Annotated in this window: 22 protein-coding genes; 14 read left to right on the top strand and 8 right to left on the bottom strand. The window is 66.7% G+C overall.

Going from position 1 to position 20,772, the window contains the following annotated elements:
* Nucleotides 1-235: 235 nt before the first annotated feature.
* From ABIB25_RS12785 to ABIB25_RS12745, 9 genes are read left to right on the top strand one after another with little or no spacing between them, the layout of a single operon-like run.
* A complete protein-coding gene (locus tag ABIB25_RS12785) occupies nucleotides 236-1,465 on the top strand; it encodes a sugar ABC transporter substrate-binding protein (RefSeq protein ID WP_354528840.1) in 1,230 nt (409 codons plus the stop codon).
* Nucleotides 1,462-2,445, top strand: a complete 984-nt coding sequence (locus ABIB25_RS12780) for an ABC transporter permease (RefSeq protein WP_354528839.1) — start codon at nucleotides 1,462-1,464, stop codon at nucleotides 2,443-2,445. The genes ABIB25_RS12785 and ABIB25_RS12780 overlap by 4 nt, the downstream gene beginning before the upstream one ends.
* Nucleotides 2,445-3,479: an ABC transporter permease gene (locus tag ABIB25_RS12775; protein WP_354528838.1), complete on the top strand. Its 1,035-nt coding sequence runs from the start codon at nucleotides 2,445-2,447 to the stop codon at nucleotides 3,477-3,479. The genes ABIB25_RS12780 and ABIB25_RS12775 overlap by 1 nt, the downstream gene beginning before the upstream one ends.
* A 56-nt stretch (nucleotides 3,480-3,535) precedes the next feature.
* Nucleotides 3,536-4,618 carry a zinc-dependent alcohol dehydrogenase gene (locus ABIB25_RS12770; RefSeq protein WP_354528837.1) on the top strand — a complete coding sequence of 361 codons (1,083 nt, stop codon included), beginning with the start codon at nucleotides 3,536-3,538 and terminating at the stop codon, nucleotides 4,616-4,618.
* Nucleotides 4,615-5,544 carry a dihydrodipicolinate synthase family protein gene (locus ABIB25_RS12765; protein ID WP_354528836.1) on the top strand — a complete coding sequence of 310 codons (930 nt, stop codon included), beginning with the start codon at nucleotides 4,615-4,617 and terminating at the stop codon, nucleotides 5,542-5,544. The genes ABIB25_RS12770 and ABIB25_RS12765 overlap by 4 nt, the downstream gene beginning before the upstream one ends.
* Nucleotides 5,541-6,620, top strand: a complete 1,080-nt coding sequence (locus ABIB25_RS12760; RefSeq protein ID WP_354528835.1) for a Gfo/Idh/MocA family protein — start codon at nucleotides 5,541-5,543, stop codon at nucleotides 6,618-6,620. Before ABIB25_RS12765 ends, ABIB25_RS12760 begins: the two co-directional genes overlap by 4 nt.
* Entirely contained in the window at nucleotides 6,617-7,483 is an 867-nt protein-coding gene (locus ABIB25_RS12755; RefSeq protein ID WP_354528834.1) for an amidohydrolase family protein, read from the top strand. The genes ABIB25_RS12760 and ABIB25_RS12755 overlap by 4 nt, the downstream gene beginning before the upstream one ends.
* Nucleotides 7,476-8,660, top strand: a complete 1,185-nt coding sequence (locus tag ABIB25_RS12750) for an enolase C-terminal domain-like protein (protein WP_354528833.1) — start codon at nucleotides 7,476-7,478, stop codon at nucleotides 8,658-8,660. Before ABIB25_RS12755 ends, ABIB25_RS12750 begins: the two co-directional genes overlap by 8 nt.
* Nucleotides 8,660-8,977 (top strand): L-rhamnose mutarotase, encoded by a 318-nt coding sequence (locus ABIB25_RS12745; RefSeq protein ID WP_354528832.1) that lies wholly within the window; start codon nucleotides 8,660-8,662, stop codon nucleotides 8,975-8,977. The genes ABIB25_RS12750 and ABIB25_RS12745 overlap by 1 nt, the downstream gene beginning before the upstream one ends.
* A 33-nt stretch (nucleotides 8,978-9,010) precedes the next feature.
* On the opposite strand, the gene ABIB25_RS12740 is transcribed toward ABIB25_RS12745, so the two are convergent.
* Complete coding sequence (locus tag ABIB25_RS12740; RefSeq protein WP_354528831.1) at nucleotides 9,011-9,817, bottom strand: IclR family transcriptional regulator; 807 nt, start codon at nucleotides 9,815-9,817, stop codon at nucleotides 9,011-9,013.
* Nucleotides 9,818-10,031: 214 nt separating this feature from the next.
* Here ABIB25_RS12740 and ABIB25_RS12735 point away from each other — a divergent pair, with 214 nt between their 5' ends.
* From ABIB25_RS12735 to ABIB25_RS12725, 3 genes are read left to right on the top strand one after another with little or no spacing between them, the layout of a single operon-like run.
* Complete coding sequence (locus ABIB25_RS12735; RefSeq protein WP_354528830.1) at nucleotides 10,032-10,814, top strand: ABC transporter ATP-binding protein; 783 nt, start codon at nucleotides 10,032-10,034, stop codon at nucleotides 10,812-10,814.
* Complete coding sequence (locus ABIB25_RS12730; protein ID WP_354528829.1) at nucleotides 10,811-11,572, top strand: ABC transporter permease; 762 nt, start codon at nucleotides 10,811-10,813, stop codon at nucleotides 11,570-11,572. The genes ABIB25_RS12735 and ABIB25_RS12730 overlap by 4 nt, the downstream gene beginning before the upstream one ends.
* Nucleotides 11,573-11,626: 54 nt before the next feature.
* Nucleotides 11,627-12,397 (top strand): MerR family transcriptional regulator, encoded by a 771-nt coding sequence (locus ABIB25_RS12725; protein WP_354528828.1) that lies wholly within the window; start codon nucleotides 11,627-11,629, stop codon nucleotides 12,395-12,397.
* A 44-nt stretch (nucleotides 12,398-12,441) separates the two neighbouring features.
* Here the strand turns inward: ABIB25_RS12725 and ABIB25_RS12720 are convergent, their stop codons facing one another.
* Both ABIB25_RS12720 and ABIB25_RS12715 read right to left on the bottom strand, forming a co-directional pair.
* Nucleotides 12,442-13,251: a TIGR03619 family F420-dependent LLM class oxidoreductase gene (locus tag ABIB25_RS12720; protein ID WP_354528827.1), complete on the bottom strand. Its 810-nt coding sequence runs from the start codon at nucleotides 13,249-13,251 to the stop codon at nucleotides 12,442-12,444.
* 48 nt (nucleotides 13,252-13,299) lie between these two features.
* Entirely contained in the window at nucleotides 13,300-13,809 is a 510-nt protein-coding gene (locus ABIB25_RS12715) for an RrF2 family transcriptional regulator (RefSeq protein ID WP_354528826.1), read from the bottom strand.
* Between the two features lie 80 nt (nucleotides 13,810-13,889).
* Between ABIB25_RS12715 and ABIB25_RS12710 the strand changes: the two genes are divergently transcribed.
* Both ABIB25_RS12710 and ABIB25_RS12705 read left to right on the top strand, forming a co-directional pair.
* Nucleotides 13,890-14,612: an SDR family oxidoreductase gene (locus ABIB25_RS12710; protein ID WP_354528825.1), complete on the top strand. Its 723-nt coding sequence runs from the start codon at nucleotides 13,890-13,892 to the stop codon at nucleotides 14,610-14,612.
* A gap of 105 nt (nucleotides 14,613-14,717) precedes the next feature.
* Nucleotides 14,718-15,095: a hypothetical protein gene (locus tag ABIB25_RS12705; RefSeq protein WP_354528824.1), complete on the top strand. Its 378-nt coding sequence runs from the start codon at nucleotides 14,718-14,720 to the stop codon at nucleotides 15,093-15,095.
* An 88-nt stretch (nucleotides 15,096-15,183) separates the two neighbouring features.
* Here the strand turns inward: ABIB25_RS12705 and ABIB25_RS12700 are convergent, their stop codons facing one another.
* The 5 genes from ABIB25_RS12700 to ABIB25_RS12680 form a co-directional block, all read right to left on the bottom strand.
* Nucleotides 15,184-16,020, bottom strand: coding sequence for an alpha/beta fold hydrolase (locus ABIB25_RS12700; RefSeq protein ID WP_354528823.1), 837 nt, complete (start codon nucleotides 16,018-16,020; stop codon nucleotides 15,184-15,186).
* Nucleotides 16,021-16,134: 114 nt separating this feature from the next.
* The gene (locus tag ABIB25_RS12695) at nucleotides 16,135-17,130 is read right to left on the bottom strand and encodes an RNA polymerase subunit sigma-70 (protein WP_354528822.1); all 996 of its coding nucleotides are present in this window, start codon (nucleotides 17,128-17,130) and stop codon (nucleotides 16,135-16,137) included.
* A gap of 75 nt (nucleotides 17,131-17,205) precedes the next feature.
* Nucleotides 17,206-18,918 carry a dipeptide ABC transporter ATP-binding protein gene (locus ABIB25_RS12690; protein ID WP_354528821.1) on the bottom strand — a complete coding sequence of 571 codons (1,713 nt, stop codon included), beginning with the start codon at nucleotides 18,916-18,918 and terminating at the stop codon, nucleotides 17,206-17,208.
* A complete protein-coding gene (locus ABIB25_RS12685; protein ID WP_354528820.1) occupies nucleotides 18,915-19,790 on the bottom strand; it encodes an ABC transporter permease in 876 nt (291 codons plus the stop codon). The genes ABIB25_RS12690 and ABIB25_RS12685 overlap by 4 nt, the downstream gene beginning before the upstream one ends.
* On the bottom strand, nucleotides 19,780-20,772 hold the full coding sequence (locus ABIB25_RS12680; protein WP_354528819.1) for an ABC transporter permease: 993 nt from the start codon (nucleotides 20,770-20,772) through the stop codon (nucleotides 19,780-19,782). The genes ABIB25_RS12685 and ABIB25_RS12680 overlap by 11 nt, the downstream gene beginning before the upstream one ends.

The following is a 20,772-nucleotide window of genomic DNA, read 5'->3' as shown; positions in this document are numbered from 1 at the left end:
GGCAGGATGCCGCCCGGATGAGACCACCTTCGTCAGCTTCACGCGGTCCCCAGCACTCAACGACACCGTGAACTCTTTCGGACGCGGCATACCGTCAGCTCCCTCTGGTCAAGTATCAACCAGGCGAGCCGACCACACATACCCGTCAGATTAGAGGCGACACGCTACTAGGCCGATCTCTCTGCTTGGACATAGCTCCATCGCCATTCAACGATGAAAGGTATCGACGCGACCCATGCGTATCCAGCGAACAACCTCCCTCCTCCGCTCCCGACGGGCCGCCGTCGCCACCGCGGCGGCGGTCCTGCTGCTGTCGGCCGCGTGCAGCTCGGCCTCGACCACCGCGACGCCGGCCGCAAGTACGCCGGCGACCACCGCCGCAGCCGCTGCGGCACCACCGTCCTCGGCGCCGTCCGCCGCGTCGTCTGCGGCACCGTCCGCCGCGTCGTCGATGGCCCCGCCCGCGGGGAGTTCCTCCAGCGCTCCGGCGACCGGTAAGAAGCTCAAGATCGGTATCGCGGTGGGTGGTCAGCCCGCCGATTGGCAGCCGGCCCAGGGCGAGGTCGCGCAGGCCCTGGCGAAGGCCCGCGGCTGGGAAAGTGTGTTGCTGAGCAACAACAACGATGCACCGACGGCTCTCAAGAACGCCACCACCTTCATCAACCAGAAGGTCGACGCCGTGCTGGAGTTCAACGGCCAGCCGTCCACCAACCCGGTGATGGCGGCCAAGCTGGCGGCGGCCAAGATTCCGGTCATCACCTACGACATCGCCCAGCAGGGCTGGTATTTCGTCGGAGTCGACAACGCCAAGGCCGGCGACCAGGCCGGGCAGGCACTCGGCGCCATCGCCAAGACCAAGTGGAACTGCCAGGTCGACCTGGTGCTGTCCGCCGAGGGTGCCGCGGCCGGTCCGGTCAACACTGCGCGCACCGGCGGAGCCCGCGACGGGCTGAAGAAGATCTGCCCGGACATTCCGGCCGCGAACTACGTCTCGTTCGAAAGTGGCGGTGCCATCGCGGTTTCGACGCCGGCCGCCCGAGATGCGCTCGCCGCCCATCCGGACGCCAAGAAGATCCTCGTGGTCGGCATCAACGACTTCGGCGTGGTCGGAGCACTGCAGGCGGCCGAACAGCTGGGCCGGGCCGACAACATCATGGGGTGGGGCCAGGACGGTAGCGCCATCAGCGGCAGCAGCGTCGACCCGCACCTGGTGGGCAGCGTCGAGTACTTCCTCGAGGGCTACCCGGTGTATGCGTTCCAGCAGATCCTGGACAAGATCTCGGCGGGTCAGGCACCGCCCATGGCGGACTCCGGAACGAATCCGGCAGCACTGGTGCAGCCCTGCCCGGTAACGGCCGAACAGGCCAAGACCGTGCCTGCGCTGGCTGACCGCGTGGCCAAGGTGCTCGCCTCCGGCGGTGCCAAGACCGAGTTCGAGATGTTCTGCCCGAAGTCGGCTGGATGACCGCACAGCTCACAGAGGCCGGCCCTCGGGCCGGCGGACCTCGGGTCCGCTGGTTCGAGGCCGGCACACCGATCGCCCTGGCCGGCACCTGGCTGGTCCTGATCGTCGCATCTGCACTGCACCGCAACGACTTCCTGTCCCACGGGACTCTGCTGTCGATCGCTTTCACGATGGCCGTGACCGGAGTACTGGCAGTGGGCCAGTCGGTGGTCGCCATCAGCGGCGGAATTCTCGACCTGTCGGTTCCGGCCGCGTTGATCATTCCGGCGTTCGCGATCGCCGACCTGCTCGATGATGGATTCTCCAGCGGGTTCGCCGTCACGATCGGCGTCCTGGCCGGCGCCGGCTGGGGTCTGATCAACGGGTTGATCATCGTGGCGGGCAAGATCAACCCGATCATCGTCACGCTGGGATCGAACTTCGTCGGCGTCGGTGTGCTGTACGTCCTGCAGAAGCAGGCGGCGGTGCCGACGGCCTCGGGACTGCGCACCTGGGGACAGGACTATCTGTTCGGACTGCCCAACATCTGGTGGCCGATGCTGATCCTGATCGTCGTGGTCGGAGTGCTGTTGCCCCGCACCAGGATCGGTCGCCGGACCGTCGCCGTCGGCGGGAATCCCGTTGCCGCGAAGGCCAGGGGCATCTCGCTGCGGAAAACCCGGCTGGCCGTGTTCACCTTCTCCGGAACGTGCGGAGGCATTGCCGCGGTGCTCTTCTCGGCGTCGACACCGCAGTTCGTTCCCACCGATAGCTCGACCTTCCTGCTCCCGGTGATCGCAGCCGTGATCGTGGCCGGCATCTCGCTCTCTGGTGGTCGGGGATCCGTGCTGACCCTGCTGCTCAGTGTCGGCCTGCTCTCGACCGTTCCGACGGCGTTGGTGTTCTTCGGGCTCAACTCGAACTGGCAGATCGTGTTCCAGGGTCTGATCCTGATCATCGCCGTCTCCATCGACGGTCGATCGCAGAAGAAGGCGAAGTGATGACGACCAACGCCCCGGTGCGGCCGACCAGTCCTGAGGTCCTGCCTGATTTCGACATCGACCGGAAGAAGTCCGGTGGTCGACGCGTGCTGGAGGCGGTGAACACGCCGACCGGGACCATCGGCATCGCTCTCGTCATCGTCGTCGTGGTCGGCTTGGTCTGGGAGGGTGGCGGTTTCACCTCCAGCGACAACCTGGCCAATGTCGGTACCTTCCTGGCGATTCCGCTGATCATCGCCACCCTGTCCTCCATTGCACTACTGGCCGGGGTGGTCGACCTCTCCGTCGGATCGATGGTCGGGTTTGCGGCCGCCCTGTTCGTCCAATTCGTGAACAAGGGGTATTCACCCTGGATCGCCGCGGCGATCACGCTGCTGTGCGCGGTGATCGCAGGCAGCATCAATGGTCTGGCGATCGTGGGGTTCGGCGCCGAACCCGTCGCGGCCACGCTGGGCATGCTCACCGCGCTTCGCGGCCTGTGCCAGGTCATCGTCGGTCCGACGGGGTTGTCGACGGCGCTGGTGCTGGGGCTTCTCGAGTTCACCTCGAAGGCCTACGGGCCGCTGCCGCTGCTCTTCCTCCTCGGCCTGGCCCTGGTTGCCGTCGTGTCGATCCTGGTCGGCTACACCAGGGTCGGGAGGCACATCAGAGCGTCCGGAGGGGACGCGAGAGCTGCCGGACGGGCCGGGATCGGTGCGTCCCGGATCCGTTTCTTCGCACTGATCCTCAGTGCCTTCGGAGCCGGGCTCGGCGGAATCCTCTACGCCGGTCAGCTCGGTGGCGCCTCGAACGTCCTGGGTACCGGGCTGGAATTCCAGGTGTACGCGGCATTGATGATCGGTGGTTACTCGATCCTGCGGGGTGGCATCGGAGCCCCGATCGGTGGACTCTTCGGCCTGCTCGTGGTGGCCGGCGTGCAGAACATCTTCGACGTCAAAGCCATCAACCCGTATTACCTCAATGTCGTCATCGGTCTCCTGCTGCTGCTCACGGTGTATGGCGACCGTCTCCGCGGCGGAGACCGCTATGAGTGACGCGCCCAGCTGAATTTCTCTCCGGCGAATGCTCGGCGGGCCACAAGATCAAGATGATGGGAATTCCTGTGCAGGCTCTGGTTCTGAAGAAGTGGTGGGATCTTTCGGTCGAGGACGTCCCCGATCCGGTGATGGGCAGTGCCGAGGTGCTCATCGATGTCCTCGCGACCGGCATCTGTGGCTCCGACATCCACGGATTCACCGGTGAGAACGGTCGACGGGTGCCCGGCCAGGTGATGGGGCACGAGACGGTCGGCACCATCACCCGGATCGGCGCCGACGCCGGCATGTTCGGACTGTCGATCGGTGATCTGGTGACCGTCAACCCGGTGATCGGTTGCGGGCACTGCGAGAACTGCCTCGAGGAGCAGGATCAGAATTGCCCCGACAAGGTGGTGATCGGCGTCGCGGCCTCCTACAGCTCGGCCTTCGCCGCGCAGATGGCCGTGCCCGCCGCCAATGTGGTCGTACTGCCGGCCACGATGCCGGTCGCCTACGGCGCGCTCGTCGAACCGCTGGCAGTGGGTTACCACGCCCTGCGACGCGGCGGCTGCTCGGCCTCGGATCGAGTGCTGGTGGTCGGCGGTGGGCCCATCGGTCAGGCGTGCGTCCTGGCCGCGCAACGGCTGGGTGCGGCGGCGGTGGTGGTGTCCGAACCCGACAGGCACCGTCGCGACCTGATCGAACTACTGGGAGCGGCAGCCATCGATCCAGGCATCGGTGACCCGTCGGAACTCCCGGGTCGGGTGGCCACGGCCCTCGGGCGCCGACCGACCATCATCGTCGACGCCGTCGGCGTTGGCGCCACTCTGGAGACCGCGTTCGCCTGTGCACCCATCGGTGCCGTCATCGTGCTGGTGGGCATGGGATCGATCCGACTCGACCTGGCCGCCTACGAAATCTCGGTCAAGGAGCGATCGGTGGTCGGGAGCTTCTGCTACGACCCCGAGGAGTTCCGGCAGACCGCCGACTGGGTCGGCACCTCGCCACCGGCGCTGGCCCACCTCATCGACCAGCACGTACCGATGGATTCTGCGGCAACAAGTTTCACCGCTCTGGCCAGGGGCGAGAGCCGGGCCAGCAAGATCCTGGTGTACCCGAACGTCGCGACCGGCCCGGTGCCGGGGGACCTCCGGTGACCGCCTCCGACAGCCGAGTGGCCGGGGTGGTCCCGATTCTGGTCACCCCGTTCGCCCCCGACGGGACCATCGACACGGCAGACCTGAAGGCGGAGTTGGACTTCCTGGTCGACGCCGGGATCCACTGGGTCGGTATCGGCTACGGAAGCGAGGTCAACAAGTTCGATGCCACGGAAGTGGCCGAGCTGGTGTCCACGACGGTCGAGCTCGCCGCCGGCCGGCTGAAGGTGCTGGGCAATGCCGACGTGCCGAGCACCCGCGGCGGTATCGCGGCCGTTCGGCGGGCGATGGACGCCGGCGCCGACGCCGTCATGGTGCGGCCGTCGGGGCTGGCCGGTGTGCCGCAGTCGGAGATCGCGACCGCCTTCGTCACCGTTGCGCGAGAGACCGGTGCTCCGTTGGTGATCCAGGATGCCCCGCAGAACACCGGGGTGGAACTCAGCTCGGCCACCTTGGTCTCGATCGCACGGCAGGCCCCGACGGTGGTGGCGCTGAAGATCGAGCCGCCGGCGCCGGCGCCGAAGATGACGGAGATCCTTGAATTGGCCGGGGCGGACCGGATCACCGTGATGGGAGGTCTGGGCGGCGCGGGGTTCGTCCAGGAACTCAGTCGCGGATCGGTGGGAACGATGCCGGGGCCGGCCTTCCCGGAGATTTTCCGCCGGGTCCAGGAGGCGTTCGCGACCGGCGATCGGGCGACGGCCACCACTCTGCTGTGGCGCGTCGCCCCCTTCACGATCCTCGGCTCGCGGGACATGGAATCGTTCCTGTTCATCCAGAAGTACCTGCTGCTGCGTCGGGGTGTCCTCACGTCGACGTCCCTGCGAGCACCGCATCGCTTCATCGACAGCCGGCTCCAGCAGGAGATCGACGACCTGCTCACCGATCTGGACACCTTCGCGCTGCTCGCCCAGGCAGTGTCATGAGCGCTCCGAGAATTGCCAGGGTGGCGGTGGTCGGTGTCGGCTGGTGGGCCTGCCGGCTCCATCTGGTCGCGCTGAAGGAGAATCCCGACGCGCTGGTCGTGGCGCTGTGCGATCGTGACCGGGCCAGGGCCGACGAGGCCGCGCGAATCTTCGACGTGCCCCTGGCCGTCACCGATGTCGGGGCCGTGATCGACGCGGGCGTCGACTGCGCGATCGTGGCGACCCCGCACGACGCGCACTGGGAGCCGGCCGCGGCGCTGCTGGATGCCGGCATCGACGTGCTCGTCGAAAAGCCGATGACCCTCGATCCCGGTCAGGCCTGGGATCTCGTCGCCAGGGCCAGGCGGACCGGTGCGCGGTTGCACGTCGGCTATCCCTTTCTCCATTCACCCCACGTGGCCCGGTTGCGGCAGGTGCTGCGGGGCGGTGAGCTGGGCACCCCGGTGTTGAGCCAGGGACTGTTCGCCACCGGCGTCCACCGACTGCTGGCCGGCGACGTGAGCGCTCAGCTCGAGCACGGCGGACTGTTCGCCTCGGCCCCCTCGACGTACTCCGACCCGCTGCGGGGTGGCGGCCAGATGAACAGCCAGATGACCCATGCGGTCGCAGTGCTGTTGTCGGCCACCGGGCTCCATCCGGCGTCGGTGAGCGCCTATTCGAACTTCTCCGGCCTCCGGGTGGACCTGGCCGACTCGCTGGCCATCGAGATGAACGACGGTTCGGTCGCCACCATCGCCACCACCGGCAGTGTGCACTCGCATGCGTCGCGGATCGAGGAGTATCGCTTCTTCGCCTCCGACGGACACGCCTGTCTCGACACCGTGCGCGGTCGTCTCGAGATCGCCCGGGGTGGGCAGGCGCTGACGGCCGAGCCGGCCCTGACGGAGGCGGAGGCCAATCCGGAGAAGGCCACCTCCGTCGCACTGGTGGCGGCGGCCATCGATCCGGACCGCACCAGCCCCCTGGCGGCTCCGGGCGAGCTCGGCGCCGATGTGGTGGCTCTGCTGGCAGCCGCGAGTGAGTCCGCAGCTGCCGGTAGACCGGTGGGAGCTTATCGACCCCCGCTCCACGCATGACGGACCTGGCGCTGGCGGTCGTCGATGCCCACCATCACTGTTACGCAACGGATCTGCCCGGCGCGCCGTCGATGGAGCCGTACAGTCCGGCCGACCTCGCCGCCGATGCCCGGACGGCCGGCGTCGACCTGGTCGGGTCGGTGCACGTCGAGGCCGGTCGGCCCCCGGAGCTGTCGGTGCCGGAGACCCGCCGGTGGCAGCTGGAATCGGTTACCGCTCCGCACCGCGTCGTCCTGGTGGCTGCGGTACAGCTCGAGAAGCGCGGCCTGCCGGCCAGACTCGCGGAACTGCAACAGTCGGCCGGCGTGGTCGGCGTGCGGCAGATGCTGGACTGGCATGGTGGTCTCAAGCAGGCCAGCCCGCTGCTCCGGGACGGGCAGTGGAGGCGAGGTCTGGCGACGCTGGCCGGTCGCGCGCTGTCTTTCGACCTGCAGGTGCTGCCCGCCCAGCTCCCGGAGGCTGCCGCACTGGTCGGGGAGTTTCCGGAGGTGGAGTTCGTCCTGAACCACGGGGGACTGCACATCCCCTGGCAGCAGGCTGATCTCGGCCGTTGGGCGGCGGATCTGCAGGTGCTCGCGAAATGGCCGAATGTGGCCGTCAAGACGTCCGGATTCGACACGGTGGACCCGGCCTGGGATAGCGGGAGGGTGAGCGGCTACCTCCGGACCCTGCTCGACTGCTTCGGTCCCGACCGGACGCTGTTCGCGAGCAACTTCCCGATCGACAGAGCCACCATCGGCTACCACGCGCTGGTCGCTCACCACCTGGACGTGCTGGCCGGCTACTCGGCGGCGGAACGCTCGAACGTATTCCGCGGCAACGCATCCCGCATCTACCGAATTGAAGGAGTGACAGGTGTCTGATCTGCGCATCACCGACGTCAGGGTCCGTTCGCTGGCGCCCCGGCCTTCCACCGAGGTCCGGGCGCCGGACGTGCCCTGGCTGTGCACCCCGACCACCCAGTTCCCCGATGTCGCGGAGCGCGACTACTGGGGCCCGGTGAACATGGTGCTGGTCGAGATCGACACCAACGCCGGGATCACCGGCGTCGGCACCTGTGGCGCGGGCAATGCCGGCATCGCGCCCATCATCGAGCACCAGTTCCGGGCACTCGTCCTCGGCGAAGATCCGTTCCGCACCGAGTACCTCTGGGCCAAGATGTACCGGTCGTCCAGCCGCTATGGCCGACGGGGCGCACCCATGTCCGCGATCAGCGGTGTCGACATCGCGTTGTACGACATCATCGGGAAGTCCCTGGGCGTCCCGGTCTACGACCTCTTGGGTGGGCTCGTTCGCACCGAGGCGACGGCCTACGCCAGCCGTCTCTACGCGCTCAAGGACCTGGACGAACTGGCCGCCGAAGCCAAGGGCTACCTGGCCCAGGGGTATCGCATGATGAAGCAGCGCTTCGGTTTCGGCCCGAAGGACGGTGTCGCCGGGATGCGCCGGAACGTCGACCTGATCCGCACCGTCCGCGAGACCATCGGCGACGACGTCGAACTCGCGGCCGATGCCTACATGGGGTGGGACCTGGACTACGCGGTCCGGATGGAACGCATGCTGCGCCCGTACAACCTGAAGTGGATCGAAGAACCGCTGATGCCGCATGACGTGCACGGTTACGTCGAGCTACGCCGACGGTCCGAGACACCGATCTCCCACGGCGAGCACTACTACACCCGATGGGAGTTCGCCGAGGCCATCGCCCTCGGCGCCGCCGACATCCTGCAGCCCGACGTGAATCGATTGGGTGGGATCACCGAGGCTCGCAAGGTTTTCGCTCTCGGTGCCGCCCGGGACATCCCGATGATCCCGCACTCCAACGAGCTGCACAATCTCCATTTCGTCTTCTCGCAGTGGAACTGTCCGTTCGCCGAATACTTCCCGGACGTTCTGCCGGAGGACTCGAATTCGATGTTCTGGCAGCTGTTCTCGGGAAACCCGGTGCTCGATAGCGGCACGATTGCACCACCGACCGCACCGGGCTTGGGATATACGCTCGACGAGGACGTCGCAGAACAGATGACGGTGCGTCTGTGATGGCCAGAGCGATGTGGCGGAAGAAACTGGACCCGGCCGGGGTGCAGGAGTACATCCGGGCGCATGCCGAGCCGTGGCCCGAGTTGATCGCTCAGATCAAGGCCCAGGGCATCCGCAACTACTCGATCTTCCTCGACGGGGACGAGGTGTTCGGCTATTTCGAGCACGACGATCTGGAGGCACTCGACGCGATGAACGCCAACCCCGACGAGTTGGGCGAGCGGTGGGAGGCCGGAATGAGACCACTGTCCGCGGACAAGATCTCGCCCGACCAGGGCATGGTGCAGATGCGACACCAGGTCTGCTACGTCGAATGAGCACGCTTGATCGGGCTGACCCTTTCGATCACCTCAGGACGCTGTTCGGCCACCCAATCGACGCTCCACCTCGGCCACCGTCCTGGTCAGCGCCAGGCGCACGTCACGGGCGATGGTGCGGTTGAAGCGGGGCGTGGGGATCGACACGGACATCGCTGCCACCGCAACGCCGTTGCCCCCGCGTACGGCCATCGCGACGCAGCGGCAGCCGACGACGTACTCCTCGTTGTCCTCGCCGTAACCCTGTTTGCGGATGCGTCGGAGCTCCACGAGCAGGTCGGGGATCGAGGTGAGGGTGTTGCGGGTGAACCGTTCGAGGGTGGCGCCCTCCAGCCTCGTCCCCAGTTGCTCTTCGGTCAGTCCGGACAGCAGCACCTTGCCGACTCCGGTGGTGTGTGCCGGCAGTCTTGCCCCCACCGTCGACACCAGTTTCATCGGCTGCTTGGATTCGGCGATCGCGAGGTACACGTTCTCCAGCCCGTCGAGTCGCGCCAGCTGGACGGTTTCGCCGGTCTCGTCCGACAGGGCGGTCATCAGAGGCTGCGCGGTACCGGGAAGGTCGAGGTTGCCGGCAAACGACTGGGCCACCTCCCACAGGCGGAGCCCCAATCGGTAGGTGCGGGTGCTCTCGTCGAATTCGACAAAGCCGCGGCGGTGAGCGGTGCGCAGGAGCTGGTGGGCAGACGAGTTGGGCATTTTCAGCGCGGCGGCGATGGCGCTGAAGGTGGCTTCCCCGGTGTCCGCGAGATGTTCCAGCAGGGTCATCAGCCGGTCGGCGGATTTGACGGCGCCACCGCTCGAGGTCAGCTCTCCTTCAGGTCCTTCCGCTCTGCTGCTCATCGACGGATGCTAGCAATCGCCGCGTCGGAGCTTCACACCTGTGGGCCATCGTTCAGATGAGTGGAACCGTAGCGGCAGCGTCGTGGCCCTGCACGGAACAGCTGTCGCTGTCGGATCGCTGCTCGCGGGTCTGGTGACGTTCGCTCCTGTCCGGCGGTGAGGCCGAGAATAGGGGCTTGACCTTGACGCTGGGTCAGGGTTCGACACTTGAATCATGACCACCACACCAGCCATCGAGATCGTGGGGCTCACCAAGTCCTACGGCGACCAAGCGGTCCTCCGGGGCGTTGATCTGAGCGTTCCTCCCGGCACCATCTTCGCCCTGCTCGGCTCCAACGGAGCCGGCAAGACGACCGTCGTGAAGATCCTCTCCACGCTGCTCAAACCCGACGGCGGAACCGCAGCCGTCAATGGGTACGACGTCGGCGCCCGGCCCGAGGAGGTGCGCGAGTCGATCAGCCTGACCGGGCAGTTCGCCGCCGTCGACGAGATCCTCACCGGGCGCGAGAATCTCATCCTGATCGCGCAATTGCGACACCTCAAGAATCACCGCGGAATCGCCGACGACCTCCTGGTCAAGTTCGACCTGACGGCCGCGGCCGGGAAGAGGGTGGCGACCTACTCCGGCGGCATGCGCCGTCGACTCGACATCGCCATGAGCCTGATCGGCGATCCGCCGGTGCTGTTCCTCGACGAGCCGACGACGGGCCTCGATCCACAGTCGCGCCTCGAGGTCTGGCGGACGGTCAAGGAACTCGCCGGCCAGGGCACCACGGTGCTGCTCACCACGCAGTACCTCGACGAGGCCGAACATCTCGCCGACCGGATCGCGATCCTCCACGAGGGGCGCATCATCGCCAACGGCACCCTGGCCGAACTGAAGCGGCTACTCCCGCCGGCCAAGGTCGAATACGTCGAGAAGCAACCGAGCCTCGAAGACATCTTCCTCGCGATCGTCGGCCACGGCGATCACCGACCTGTGGGGGCCCAACGATGACCACCTCTGTTTCCCGTGACACCACTGTCCTGCTGAAGCGCTCCCTGCGCCACATCCTGCGCAGCCCGGACACGATCATCACCACTGCCATCACCCCGATCGCCATGCTGCTGCTGTTCGTCTACGTCTTCGGTGGCGCGATCCAGGTCGGCGGCGGCCGGTACGTCAACTACCTGCTGCCCGGAGTCCTGCTCATCACCGTGGCTTCCGGCATCGCCTACACCGCTTTCCGGCTCTTCACCGACGTCTCCGGCGGTATCTTCGAACGGTTCCAGTCGATGCCGATCGCCCGGTCGGCCCTGCTGTGGGGCCATGTGCTGACTTCGGTGGTGGCGAACCTGATCTCGCTCGTCCTGGTCGTCCTCGTCGCGCTGGCCATGGGTTTTCGTTCCGGCGCCGGAGTACTCGCCTGGCTCGCGGTCCTCGGAATCCTGTTGCTGTTCACCCTGGCGCTGACCTGGCTGGCCGTCATCCCCGGGCTGACCGCGAAGTCCGTCGACGGGGTCAGCGGATTCTCCTACCCGCTGATCTTCCTGCCGTTCATCAGCTCGGCATTCGTGCCCACCGCCGGCATGCCCGGCCCGGTGCGCTGGTTCGCCCAGCATCAGCCGGTCACCCCGATCGTGAACACCCTCCGCAATCTGTACGCCGAACAACCGGTCGGAAACGACGGCTGGATCGCTATCGTCTGGTGCGTCGGCCTGCTGGTGGTGGCCTATGCACTGGCGATGAGGACCTATCGCCGCAAGATGGCTTGACGCTCGGAGATCCTTTCAGCCGAAAAGGGAATTCATGACCGATATCCTGACGACATGCTGACCATCAGCCAGCTCGCGTCGTATGCCGGCGTCACCGTCCGCGCAGTGCGGCATTATCACGCGAAAGGTCTGCTGCCCGAACCGGACCGGGATCACTCCGGCTACCGGCGTTATGGCGCAGCGGCCGTGGTGGAGCTGATCAAGATCCGCATCCTGGCCGATGCCGGTGTACCGCTGTCCCAGGTGCACGAACTACTCGCGGCAAGTGACGAGGAATTCCACGCTTCCATCGCCAATATCGACCGGCGCCTGCGCGGGGAGATCAGAGAGCGGCAGCAGCACCGGGAGCGGATCGCACAACTGGCGGCCGGGGACAGCCTGGCCCTGCCACCGGAGGCGGTGGCCTATCTCGAGAGGCTGAGCGAGTTCGGGCTGCCGCCCCTGTTGATCGAGGCCGAGCGGGACGCCTGGATCCTGGTCGCAGCCAAGCTTCCGGAGCAGATGCCGATGTACATGAAGTCGAAAGAGCACCAGCTGGACGACCCGGCAACCATCGGGCTCTACCGCGATCTCGCGTCAGCGATCGATTGGGAGGCAGACGATCCGCGGGTGACGGCGGTCGCAGACCGGCTCGTCGGCCTGCTCGAGGCTGCCGATGCAGCGGGCTGGGACCCCTACGACGACGAGATGACCGACGCGCTCGCCCAGCTTCTCGACTCTGTCTTCCTGGACTCGCTGCCCATCGCGCGGCGGCTCATCAGCCTTCTCGAGGCCCGCGGCTGGACCGGCTGGACCACCATTAGGCGCACTCAACCGCGGTCTTGAGGAGGCTCCTCTCCGGCGGACCGCAGTCTACGTTCGGCACTTCGTCAGGACTTGCGATAGGCGGCGACCAACTCGGCCATCCGGTCCGCAAAGCTCTCGGGTGCGCCGCATTTCACCGCGACAGCGTCTGCGCCGGCCGCCTCGAACCCGCGGACCTCGGCCACCACCTGGTCGAGTTGCGCGGTGCCGTCCCACTCGATCCTGGTGCCGACCCGGATGGGCCGGTCGGTCGAGGACCGGATCGTCGCGACGTGGGCCGCGAACTTCTCCGGGGACAGGCCGAGTCCCTGCCACTCGTCGGCGTAGGACGCGACCCGGCGCAGGGCCCGCGGGGTGACGCCGCCGATCATGATCGGGATCGGGTGTCGGGGGACCGGTGCGAAGACGCCGGACTCGTTGCGATGGAACCGACCCACGAACGGTCCAGCACCCTCGAACAGGTGCCGCAGCAGGGTGATTGCCTCGTCGGTGCGGGCTCCGCGCTCGGTGAAGTCGACCCCGACGGCGGCGAACTCGCTTGCCTCCCAGCCGATGCCGACCCCGAGCGTGAGCCGGTCACCCGACAGGTGCGCCAGGGTCGCGGCTTGTTTGGCCAGCAGGAAGGGATCCCGGAGCGGGAGGATCAGCACCGACGTCCCGAGCCGGATCGTCGTGGTCGCCGCGGCCAGGTAGGTGAGCGTCACGACGGGTTCGTAGACCCCGCCGTAGACATCGCCGTAGGCACTCGGAGGCAGCAGATGATCGGGTAGCCAGACTCCCTGGAAACCCAGCCGCTCGGCGGTGACCGCCAGCTCGACGATCTGCGCGACCGGCATCGCCGGGTCTTCATCGGGCAGCACCACTTGGAGGTCCATGACCTCGAACATAAGGCACGCTGCAATTCGTCGACGTGGGGATGCGGCTTACCGAGTTGCGTGCAGCGGCAACGGGTGTCCGGCGGGAACGCCCAGCCAGCCGCGTACCCCGATCATCACGTCGCGGCCGGCGTCCTCGTTCACGTCACGCGCGAGGTCAGCGATGGTGCTGGCGCGCAGGGCTTCCCGCCAGGCCCGATCGGCCGCTGCCATCGCCCGGGCGATCGCACAGGGCTTGACGCACTTCTCCACCGGCGTCGCCAGCGGTCCGCGCTGACGGATCTCGGTGCAGTGGAACGCCGGCTCGCCGCCGTCCACGGCGTCCACGACGTCGAGCACGGTGATGCTGTCGGCGGAGCGGGTGAGGACATACCCGCCCGCCTGGCCCTGCACCGAGCGCACCAGCCCCGCGCGGGACATGCTCTGCAGCTGCTTGGCCAGGTAGGTCGGTGAAACATCGTGGAACTCGGCCAGTTTGGCTGCGGGCACCGGCACCGTGACTCCGCTCAGCACGACGCAGCAGTGCAGCGCCCACTCGACACCGCCGGACAGCTTCACCCTTCGATCGTACTTGACTCGGACACTCCATATCCGAGTAGTATTCCGGACAAGAGTTATCCGAGTTGAGGGAGACGCAGATGTCCATCGCCGTTGCCGGTGCCACCGGTCTGGTCGGGAAGGCGCTGACCCGCGCACTCCAAGAACACGGTCACGCGGTGATCCCGCTGTCCCGGTCCTCCGGCATCGATCTGCTGTCGGGCGAAGGCCTGGAGTCCCGACTGCGAGGCGTGACCACGATCATCGACGTCACCAACTCGCCGGACCAGGAGGAGGGGCCGGCCACGCACTTCTTCACGACCGTGGCCCGGAATCTCGGCGAGGCGGCGGGCCGCTCCGGGGTTCAACACCTGATCGTCCTGTCGATCATCGGTGTCGACCTGTTGCCCGGTGGCTACTTCGTTGCCAAGCACGCGCAGGAAGTGGCTGCCCGGCAGGCGTTTCCGGGCACGGTCGTGCTCCGCGCGGCGCAGTTCCACGAGTTCGCGGAGCAGTCGTTGGGCTGGGGGCGGGACGGCGACCGTTGCTCGGTGCAGGACATGCCGGTGCAGTCGGTCGCCTTGTCGTCGGTGGTGGACGAACTGGTGGCCAGGGTCGGGTCGCCGGGAATCGACGGCGAGATCGCCGGTCCGCAACGAGAGGCCCTGCCGGACATGGTCCACCGACTGACCGTCAGGCTCGGGGAAACGCTCGAGATCGTGCCCGTGGCGGTCGACCGGCCGACGCACGATGGCGGCCTGCTGCCCGGCCCGGACGCCAAACTTGTCGGACCGACCTTCGACGAGTGGCTCGCGAGGCGATAGCCCCTTCGCCGTTGATCACCCGACCGGTGGGTGATATGTCTGAAAAGCCGCTTTCGCAGCATCGTTTTTTCTGGGGTGGCTGAACGTCCGTGCATGATGGGCGACATGGATGAGGCGCTGGCGCGAGCCATGGAACCGGTGCTGCGGGACATCGCGGGCACGGGCGCTCCTCGGCCGACGATTCGGGACGGCAACTGGCAGATCAGCTCTGAATACCCCTGCGCGATGCTGTGGGGCCGGGACGGCAGTGGAATGGGGGTGAGCGTGTACCTCGGCGATGCGGAGTCCGTCCGGATCGTCGCCGCCGCCGAGAATGTGCAGCAGTGGGTGATCGACGAACTGTGGGCCGCGTCCCGGACGAATTGGCCGGTGTGCCCGGGGCACCCTTCCACCCACCCGCTCACGCCGACTGAGAGCAACGGTGTCGCAACGTGGGTGTGCCCGCTGGACCGAGCGGTCGTTGCGGAGATTGGATCGCTCTGATCGCATCCCTGCATCCGCCGGCGAGGCAGAAAGCATTTGTCGCCGGTATCGACCGCACGACAACCCGACAGGTGACCCACGCGTGCGACTACAGCGCAAGCGTCGCCGCCGCGACCTGATCGGCGGCTGCGTCGGGGATCGCGGTCGAGGCGTCGAGGACAAGGAGCCGGGCGTCGGGGATCTCTCTCGCGATCGCTTCGCCGTTGCCGAGCGGGAAGAACGGATCGCGTCGGCCGTGCACCACCAGTGTCGGGATCGTCAGGTGGGGTAGCCGCTCGCGCCAGCGCGGCGTGCAGTCCAATTTCGAGAACACCGTTCTCATCTGGTTGGCCATCTGCACTGCGGGCTCCGTACTCGGCGTGCGGTCCCAGATGCGTCCGGCGGTGACGTGCGCGGCGGCGGGGTCGTCTCCCAGGATCCCGGCGCTGGTGGCGATGAACTCCTGGACGGCAGCACGGTCGGACCAGTCCGGCATCGGGCGCGAGAACATCCGTTGCATGGTTGCCGCGTCGTGCTCGGGCAGATCAGCGTCGACCGGGCCCGGAGCGACGGGTCTGGTCCCGATGAGGGTGAGCGCTCCGAACGCGGAGGGGTGGTCGAGCGCCGCGACCTGGGCGACCATCCCGCCGACACCGATTCCCGCCAGGTGCGCCGGCCGGTCGTCGAATTCGTGGGCGAGCGTCGCGGCGTCGGCTGCCAGATCGCGCAGCGTGTAGGCCGGGGCCTGGGGGTCGACGGTGCTCGATTTCCCGGAGTCACGCAGGTCGTACCGGACGACATGGCGCCCACCGCGGGCCAGTGCTGCGCAGAGCGCGTCCGGCCACGAGAGCATGGTGGTTCCGCCGACGAGCAGAATCAGCGGCGCCGCCGCATCCCCGAAGTGCTCGACCCCGTAGGTGATATCGGTGATGTCGATCGTTGTCATCCTGAAATCCTCTCTGCTGCATGCTGTCTCGTCGGAAAACGATGCCCAGCGCGGGGTCCGATCGCCGTAGGTGGACCGATCGGTTGCGAAGGTATCGAAGTCCTTTCACCTGTTCTACGTCCGCCGCGCCGACAATTCATCGGTGGGCCTCCCGCCGGGTGCCGTCAGGGTGGGCGGTAGGCCGAATTCGGTGAATCGGTCGGCGGTGCCCAGGAACGTCACCACGTGGGTGACGGCACCCTGGTAGATCTCCACCAGCACGATGCCGAACGGGCGGAGAACATCGTCCGCATCCGGTCGATACTGGCCGAAGCCTGGTGAACCGTTGATCGCAGTGGGCACGAGGCGGGCGCCGTCGCAGGCACCGTTCGTCATCAGCTCGGCCAGGACGCGAGCGCAGTGGACCCACCACAGGAACGGCGGCATGGAGCTACGCGCGTCGGCGCGAAGCACCGCCGTCAGCTCGTCGATGTCGTGCCGCTGGAAGGCATTCACATACCGCTCGAGCAGGGCGCGCTGGGTTTCGTCTGTCTCGTCGAGAGGATCCGTCATCTCCGGGCGGTGCCGCGCCATCGTCGCCTTGGCCCGCTGCAGAGCACTGTTCACCCCAGCGGTCGACGTGTCGAGAATTTCGGCGGTTTCACCTGCCGAATACTGCAGCACATCGCGCAGGATGAGAACGGCACGCTGCCTGGGTGGCAAATATTGCAGCGCAGCGATGAAGGCCAGCCGAACCGTTTCCCGTTCGACGACGACCGCTGCCGGATCCGACGCCGCGATGACCCGGCTGTCCGGCATGGGTTCGATCCACCGCTCCGGCGGAAGGGCAACACCCAAGGGTGAACCGGCCTCGGCGGCCGGCCCCAGATCCATCGCCAGTGCTCGACGGCCCCGGCTCCGCAGCATGTCGAGGCACACGTTCGCTGCGATGCGGAAGATCCACGGACCCACCGCTCCGCGCGCAGCGTCGTAGCGACCGGCATGCGCGATGACCCGGATCATGGTCTCCTGCACCGCGTCGTCGGTGTCGGCCGCCGAACCCAGCATGCGGTAGCACAACCCTGTCAGGGGCCGCCGCTGCTCCTCCAGCACGACCGAGAGGTGATCCATGCGGCCGATGCTGCCACGGTCGGTCGGCGGGGAGCGCAAGTTTCGCGGACGAACCCTCCACCCGGTGAAACATGATCAGAGGGCTGGGCTGATCCGATGGGTGGGATCGGGTGCTGCTGCGAGGAGCGTTTTGGTGTATTCGTGCTGCGGGTTGAGGATCACGTCGTCGCTGGGCCCGCGTTCGACGATCCGGCCCCGGTAGAGAACCAGGATCTCGGAGGAGAAATGCCGGGCGGTGGCCAGGTCGTGGGTGATGTAGAGAACCGCGAGGTTGTCCTCCCGCTTGAGGGTGTCCAGGAGGCTCAGCACCTCGAGACGGATCGACACGTCCAACATGGACACGGGCTCGTCGGCGAGCAGGACGCTGGGCCGCGAGGCCAGCGCCCGGGCGATGGCGACCCGTTGCCGTTGCCCGCCGGACAGCTCGTGCGGGCGCTTGCGCATCATCTCCTCGACGGGGGTGAGATTGACCCTCGTCAGCAGACGTCGGACCTCTGCCCGCTCCGCGTCGGATCCCTCGGCGATTCCGTGAATGCGGATCGGTCTCAGCAGGTGGTGTTCGACCGTGTGAAAGGGGTTCAGCGAGGCGAATGGATCCTGGAAGACCATCTGCACCTGGTTGCGGTAGTGCTGCAGTGCCTTCCCCCGCCGGCCGATCGGCGCGCCGTTGAGCGTGATCTCGCCGCTGCTGGGACGTTCCAGCTGAGACAGCATCCGTGCCAGGGTGGACTTTCCCGAGCCGCTCTCGCCCACGAGGGCCACCGTCCGGCCAGAGGTCAGTTCGAACGACACATCGTCCACGGCAACGATCTTGCCACTGCGGACCCGGAACTCCTTGGTCAGATTGCGCACCACGAGTGAACTGTCGGCGGTGTTCCGCTGCGCGAATCCGGTACCACCGGCCCGGGAGTAGTCGCGGCGCGGTCCGGTCAGGCTGGGGAACGAACCCAGCAGCTTGCGGGTGTAGGCGTGCTGTGGTCGGAGGTAGAGATCCTGCGCCGCAGCCAGTTCGACGATCTGTCCACGCAGCATCACCGCGATGCGGTCGCTGATCTCCAGCAGCAGGGCGAGATCGTGGGTGATGAAGATGACCGCAAACCCGTATTGATCCCGGAGTCGCAGCACCTCGGCCAGGATCTCCCGCTGGACCACCACGTCCAGGGCCGTGGTGGGCTCGTCCATGATCAGCACGTCAGGCCGCAGGGCCAGCGCCATGGCGATCATCACCCGCTGCCTCATCCCACCGGACAGTTCGTGGGGGTAACTCGAGAGGCGGGACGGATCGACGTTCACCGTTCGCATCAATTCGATGCACCGGGCGGCCCGGTCACGCCTCGACATGTCCGGTTGGTGGGCGGTGAGGACGTCTTCGAGTTGCGCTTTGATGCACAGCACCGGATTCAGAGCATTCATCGCGCCCTGGAAGACCATGGCCATCTTCTGCCACCGGAAGGTGCGCAGGCCCTCCCCGGACAGGGCAAGGACATCGGTGGTGGTGCCGTCCTTCTCACGCAGCAGCACCGAACCGGCGGTGATCAGGGCCGGCGGACGGGTCAGCCGGTTGATCGCGTAGGCCAGGGTCGACTTGCCGCAGCCGCTCTCGCCGGCCAGGCCGAGGATCTCACCTCGACGTAGGCTCAGATCCACGTCGACGACGGCATGGGTATCGCCGAATTCCCCCTGGTAGTCCACCGACAGCCCGGAGATGGTCAGCACCGGTTCGTGATCCTCCGCCGGGGCCCGGACACCGGACATCGGAGGGGCTGATTGATTCGCGGGAGCGTTCATCTGACGGATTTCCTTCGTTTCATCCGACCGGCGACCTTCAGCTGTGGATTGATCACCTCGTCGATCGAGAAATTGATCAGGGAGAGGCCGCAGCCGAAGAGCGCGATCGCCAGTCCGGGTGGTACGAACCACCACCAGGCCCCTACCGTCAGGGCTTGGCCGTTCTGCGCGAAATAGAGCATGGTGCCCCAGGTGATGGAGTTGATGTTGCCCAGGCCGAGGTAGGACAGGCCGGCCTCGGAGAGGATGCCGAGAATGACGGCGAAGACGAACTGCGAAGCGATGATGGGGAGCAGATTGGGCAGGATCTCCACGCTGATGGTGCGGGGAGTGCGCTCCCCGATGGTGCGGGAGGCGTTGACGTAGTCCCGGCTGCGCAGTGACAAAGTCTGCGCCCGCAGCACTCTCGAGGATGCGGCCCAACTGGTGATGGCGATGATCAGGGCGATCACCACTTCGCCGCTGTTCTTGAGGTAGGCGGTGATCATGATCAGCAACGGCAGCCCGGGAATGACCAGCACCACGTTGGAGAAGAGGGACAGGGCCTCGTCCCACCTCCCCCCGAGGAAACCGCCGACCACCCCCACCAGCACCGAGAGGATGGTTGCGGTCACTCCGACGATCAGTCCGACGAGCAGCGATGATCTCGTCGCCACCATCATCTGCGTGAAGACGTCCTGGCCGGTCTGCGTGGTACCGAGCCAGTGGGCGGCACCGGGGGAGGCCAGCAGATCGTCCGTCTGGTTCTGCGGGTCCCCGGTGAAGATCGGCCCGAGCACGGCGATCAGCAGGAAGAACCCCACGATGATGCAACCGATGGTGAGCTTGACGCCCGGGCGCCACACCTTTGCGGACTTCGTCTCAGCCGACATTGCGCGTCCTCGGGTCGATGAATCCGTACAGCAGATCGACGATCAGGTTCGCCCCGAGCACGGCCAGCGTGATGATCAGGAAGATTCCCTGCATCAGCGCGTAGTCGTTGTTCTGGACGGCCTGCAGCAGTGCGAATCCGATTCCTGGATAGGAGAAGACCGTCTCGGCGACGATCGAGCCACTCACCACGAATCCCAGCGAGATGGCGAACCCGGCCACCGACGGCAGCACCGCGTTACGGGCGGCGTAGCTGACCAGGATCCGGCCGCTGCGCAGACCCTTGGCCTCCGCGGTGACGACATAGTCCTCGGACAGCGTCGTCACCATCATGTTTCGCATGCCGAGCAGCCATCCCCCGACCGAGGAGATGACGATGGTGATGGCCGGTAGAACAGCGTGGTAGAGAGCGCTGCTGATGAAATCCGAATAGAAGCCGATCTCGGTGTTGTCGACGTCGTAGCCGCCGGCCAGCGGGAACCAGCCCAGCTTCAGAGCGAAGAAGTAGATCAGGACCAGCGCGAGCCAGAAGTACGGCACGGAGGCGAGGAATGTGGTCGAGGGCACGAGGGAATCGAGCCAGCTACCCCGCTTCCACCCGACGAACGTCCCGAGCACCACCCCCAGGACAGAGGAGATGACGGTGGCGACACCGATCAGGACCACCGTCCAGGGCAGGGAATCCTTGATCACCGAGCCGACTGACGACGGGTAGAAGGTGACCGAGGTGCCGAAGTCGCCACGGACCAGATGTGCCCAGTACGAGAAGTACTGGCTCACGATGTTCTGGTTCCCACTGACACCCAACATGGCCTCGATGGCCTCGCGCTGAGCCGGCCCGGTGGCACCGCCTGTTTTCTGCAGGCGGGCCAGCAGGGCATCGACCGGGCTACCCGGCATCAACCGCGGGAGGGCGAAGTTCAACGTGATCGCGGCCCAGGCCGCCACCGCGTAGAACGCGACCTTTCGCAGGACGTATCGCAT

Source organism: Nakamurella sp. UYEF19 (assembly GCF_040546275.1).
In the GTDB taxonomy this organism is placed as follows: Bacteria; Actinomycetota; Actinomycetes; order Mycobacteriales; family Nakamurellaceae; genus Nakamurella.
This window is presented reverse-complemented; position numbering and strand designations above follow the sequence as displayed.

What these genes read in the sequence shown, in the direction of transcription:
- ABIB25_RS12785 (WP_354528840.1), top strand. Translation starts at nt 236, where the DNA reads ATGCGTATCCAGCGAACAACCTCCCTCCTCCGCTCCCGACGGGCCGCC.
- ABIB25_RS12780 (WP_354528839.1), top strand. Translation starts at nt 1,462, where the DNA reads ATGACCGCACAGCTCACAGAGGCCGGCCCTCGGGCCGGCGGACCTCGG.
- ABIB25_RS12775 (WP_354528838.1), top strand. Translation starts at nt 2,445, where the DNA reads ATGACGACCAACGCCCCGGTGCGGCCGACCAGTCCTGAGGTCCTGCCT.
- ABIB25_RS12770 (WP_354528837.1), top strand. Translation starts at nt 3,536, where the DNA reads ATGGGAATTCCTGTGCAGGCTCTGGTTCTGAAGAAGTGGTGGGATCTT.
- ABIB25_RS12760 (WP_354528835.1), top strand. Translation starts at nt 5,541, where the DNA reads ATGAGCGCTCCGAGAATTGCCAGGGTGGCGGTGGTCGGTGTCGGCTGG.
- ABIB25_RS12755 (WP_354528834.1), top strand. Translation starts at nt 6,617, where the DNA reads ATGACGGACCTGGCGCTGGCGGTCGTCGATGCCCACCATCACTGTTAC.
- ABIB25_RS12745 (WP_354528832.1), top strand. Translation starts at nt 8,660, where the DNA reads ATGGCCAGAGCGATGTGGCGGAAGAAACTGGACCCGGCCGGGGTGCAG.
- ABIB25_RS12740 (WP_354528831.1), bottom strand. Translation starts at nt 9,817, where the DNA reads ATGAGCAGCAGAGCGGAAGGACCTGAAGGAGAGCTGACCTCGAGCGGT.
- ABIB25_RS12735 (WP_354528830.1), top strand. Translation starts at nt 10,032, where the DNA reads ATGACCACCACACCAGCCATCGAGATCGTGGGGCTCACCAAGTCCTAC.
- ABIB25_RS12730 (WP_354528829.1), top strand. Translation starts at nt 10,811, where the DNA reads ATGACCACCTCTGTTTCCCGTGACACCACTGTCCTGCTGAAGCGCTCC.
- ABIB25_RS12725 (WP_354528828.1), top strand. Translation starts at nt 11,627, where the DNA reads ATGCTGACCATCAGCCAGCTCGCGTCGTATGCCGGCGTCACCGTCCGC.
- ABIB25_RS12720 (WP_354528827.1), bottom strand. Translation starts at nt 13,251, where the DNA reads ATGGACCTCCAAGTGGTGCTGCCCGATGAAGACCCGGCGATGCCGGTC.
- ABIB25_RS12710 (WP_354528825.1), top strand. Translation starts at nt 13,890, where the DNA reads ATGTCCATCGCCGTTGCCGGTGCCACCGGTCTGGTCGGGAAGGCGCTG.
- ABIB25_RS12705 (WP_354528824.1), top strand. Translation starts at nt 14,718, where the DNA reads ATGGATGAGGCGCTGGCGCGAGCCATGGAACCGGTGCTGCGGGACATC.
- ABIB25_RS12700 (WP_354528823.1), bottom strand. Translation starts at nt 16,020, where the DNA reads ATGACAACGATCGACATCACCGATATCACCTACGGGGTCGAGCACTTC.
- ABIB25_RS12695 (WP_354528822.1), bottom strand. Translation starts at nt 17,130, where the DNA reads ATGGATCACCTCTCGGTCGTGCTGGAGGAGCAGCGGCGGCCCCTGACA.
- ABIB25_RS12690 (WP_354528821.1), bottom strand. Translation starts at nt 18,918, where the DNA reads ATGAACGCTCCCGCGAATCAATCAGCCCCTCCGATGTCCGGTGTCCGG.
- ABIB25_RS12685 (WP_354528820.1), bottom strand. Translation starts at nt 19,790, where the DNA reads ATGTCGGCTGAGACGAAGTCCGCAAAGGTGTGGCGCCCGGGCGTCAAG.
- ABIB25_RS12680 (WP_354528819.1), bottom strand. Translation starts at nt 20,772, where the DNA reads ATGCGATACGTCCTGCGAAAGGTCGCGTTCTACGCGGTGGCGGCCTGG.